General features: G+C 25.0%; 3 protein-coding genes. All 3 read right to left on the reverse strand.

Features of this window, described 5'->3' with window-relative positions; all coding sequences use genetic code 11:
* Positions 1 to 166: 166 nt before the first annotated feature.
* The 3 genes from GBZ86_RS13895 to GBZ86_RS13905 all read right to left on the reverse strand — a co-directional run bounded on the left by GBZ86_RS13895 (position 167) and on the right by GBZ86_RS13905 (position 3,136).
* A complete protein-coding gene (locus GBZ86_RS13895) occupies positions 167 to 1,540 on the reverse strand; it encodes an MATE family efflux transporter (RefSeq protein ID WP_152891636.1) in 1,374 nt (457 codons plus the stop codon).
* An 11-nt stretch (positions 1,541 to 1,551) separates the two neighbouring features.
* Positions 1,552 to 1,986, reverse strand: a complete 435-nt coding sequence (locus GBZ86_RS13900; protein WP_152891638.1) for a MarR family winged helix-turn-helix transcriptional regulator — start codon at positions 1,984 to 1,986, stop codon at positions 1,552 to 1,554.
* 151 nt (positions 1,987 to 2,137) lie between these two features.
* Positions 2,138 to 3,136, reverse strand: a complete 999-nt coding sequence (locus tag GBZ86_RS13905; RefSeq protein WP_152891640.1) for a LacI family DNA-binding transcriptional regulator — start codon at positions 3,134 to 3,136, stop codon at positions 2,138 to 2,140.
* Positions 3,137 to 3,487: the final 351 nt, after the last annotated feature.

A 3,487-nucleotide genomic window follows, 5' to 3' on the forward strand; every position in this document is an offset into this window, starting at 1 on the left:
TTTAAGGGGCTACGCCGCATTTTTCTATAGACTTGTCAAGTTTTTTCTGAAAAAAAGAGCAAGATATATTTCTATACCTTGCAATTCTAAAATAAACAATATAACTTTTCTTAACTTAATGACATTGGGAATTACTCCTGCTTTTTTATTCTTATATTTCATTTAATTATTGCACCATACTATCAACTAAAGTTATATTTTCTTTACTTTCATTTTTAAATTCTTTTACTAAAAAAACTATAGTAATAATTGTTGATATAAAATCTGACATAGCTCCTGCTAACCATATTCCTGTTAATCCATAGGCCTTAGGTAAAATAAGAATTAAGGGAATTAATAATATAACTTGTCTTAACAAACTTAAAAACATTGATAATTTAGCTTTTCCTATAGATTGAAAATAATTTGATCCTACAATTTGAATTCCTATTAAAGGCATCATACATAAATATATTTTCAATCCATCTATACTAATATTTAATAAAGCTGAATCTTTATTAAATATGCTAATGCATTGTTCTGGAAAAATTCTAATTAACACAAATCCTATAGTTAATATCGTACAAGCTACTATAGTTGCATATTTAAAGGTAAGTTTAGCTCTATTATACTTTTTTGCTCCATAATTAAATCCAATTATAGGTTGTGCTCCTTGATTAATACCAAAGGTAGGCATCATAAATATCATACTAATAGATGATATTACAGTCATAGCTCCTATAGCTAAATCTCCTCCATATAATTTTAATGCATTATTAGATACTATCTGAACAACACTTGCTGCAATTTGCATAGAAAAAGGTGCAACACCTATAGCCAATATACACTTAACTAAATTAGTATCTAACTTTAAATTTTCTTTCTTTAATTTAAAATTAGATTTTCCTTTAGTATAATAATATAAAATAATAACTGTTACAATAGCTTGTGATAATACTGTTGATAAAGCAGCACCTTTTATTCCCCATTTAAATATAAAAATAAATATTGGATCCATTATAGTATTAAGTAAACATCCTATTATCATAGTAGTTGCTGCTACTTTAGGACTACCATCTGCTCTTATTGTACTATTTAGTGAAAATGATATTAAATTAAAAATAGATCCTAATAATATAATAATAATATACTCTTTAGCAAAAATTAATGTATTATTACCGGCTCCAAAAGCTTTCAACATTGGATCTACAAAAACTAAACCTAATATAGTTATTATTACTCCAATTATTATTGTTAAAGTCAAAGAATTTCCTATAAGCTTTTCTACTTCTTTTTTCTTTCCTTGTCCTAATTTTATTGACATATTAGCTGTAGTACCTATACCAATTAACATTCCAAAAGCTAATAATATATACGCTATAGGCATAGTTATTCCTACACCAGTTATAGCTAATTGTCCAACATCAGGAATCCTTCCAATAAAAGCTCTATCTACTATATTATATAATGCATTTACTAACATTCCAATAATAGCCGGAACAGAGTATTTAATCAATAAATTCCCAATAGATTCTTCACCCAGTAATTTTTGTTGTTTCATTCTTACCTCCATTAAATTGATTGTACTATTTTTCTTAACACCTTCTTTACTATATCTTTTTCTTCATCAGTTAAATCTTTAATTAATACATTTTCCCATCTATTTAATATATCAAATACATTTTGTTTATTTTCTTTAGCTTTTTCAGTAAGATATATTTTATTTGATCTTTTATCATTTTCATCTTTAACTTTATTTACAAATCCTTCTTCTTCAAGCTTACTAATAGCTCTTGCAGTTGTTCCTTTATCTATAAGTAAACTTTCACTTAATTCTTCTTGTGTTACGCCATCTTTTCTATATAATTGTAATAAAAATAAATATTGTCCTGAACCAATTCCCAAAGTATTAAATTCTTTTGATAAAAAAACTCTTCCTTGTCTATATAACATTGATATATATTTACCTAAACATTCACAATTTACATTTTGATTTATTTTAATCATCCCCCAAACATTTTTCAAATAAAAGTTGCAAACACAACTATTATTTTAATATATACCTTTTTAGTTGTAAATGCAACTATTAATTCTACAACTAAAAAGCGCATAAATTTAATAAATCAATTTATTAAATTTATGCGCTCATTTATATATTTTATTTACAACTTTCTCTCTCTACTAATTTATATGGTAAAACAAAATGACCTTCTTCTAAAGTCTTTTGATTTATAAGTTTTATAAGCATTCTCATAGCTATAGATCCCATATCATACATTGGTTGCGCTACTGTTGTTAATCTTGGATAAACTACTTGTGCTGAATATATATCATTAAATCCAACAACACTAACTTCTTCTGGTACCTTTACACCCTTATCTCTTAAAGCATTTATAACTCCAATAGCTATTTCATCAGAAGCACATATAACCCCTTCTGGCATTTGTCCTCTTTCTAATATTTCAATAATTCCTTCGTATCCTGTTCTAATTTTTAAATTTCCAAAATACATTAATTCTTCATCTACCTCTATAGCTCTCTCATCTAAAGCTTTCTTATAGCCTTCAAATCTTTGAGCCCAAGCAGTATTTCCATCTTTTTTAACTCCAATAAATGCAAGTTTATTTAATTCTTTATCTAATAAATAATTTGTTGAATCATATGTAGCAGAAATATTATCTATTGTTACACTTGGTAATTCTCCATTTTTATCTTTAGTTTCAACTAAAACAGTTTTTAAATCTAACTCATTTATTAATTCAAGAATATTATCATTTAATGAAGAACTCATATAAAGAACACCATCTACCATTTTTTCTTTAAGAACTCTTAAATATTCCTTTTCTTTTTCTAAATCAAAATCTGAGTTGCATAACATTACATTGTAATTGTATATGTTAGCAACATCTTCTGCTCCTCTTACTATTTCAGGATAAAATTGTGTTGATATATCTGGTACTAATATTCCTACAGTTCTAGTTCTTTGAGTTTTTAAACTTCTTGCTACTATATTAGGTCTATAGCCTAACTTTTTAATAGCTTCTAATACTTTTTTCTTAGTTTCCTCATTAACTACATCGATATCATTTAACACTCTTGATACAGTTGCAATTGATACTCCTGCTTCTTTTGCAACGTCTTTTATTGAAGCTGCCATATATTATCATCTCCTATACTATATATTTATCATAATCTCTCAACTCTTCGCCAATAATTCAATATTATAAGGTTTACTTTTACATTTAACAAGGAAATTATATGTATTTCCTCATATTTCTTTATTTTACTCAAAATAATACAAATTTAAACTCATTAAGAAAATGTTTTCTAACTTTAATTTTAAATTAATATATATTGGTAATTCAACATAAAATACATAATTTATTAAACTTTTAATTTAATAAATTTTTTTTATTAATTATATTTTTTTATTAAATTTTCTTATAAAAAACATAATTATTTTTAAAATATACTATTAAAAAAATACTTTTTTGAATTTATATGTAAT

Source organism: Clostridium tarantellae, from assembly GCF_009295725.1.
GTDB lineage: Bacteria > Bacillota > Clostridia > Clostridiales > Clostridiaceae > Sarcina > Sarcina tarantellae.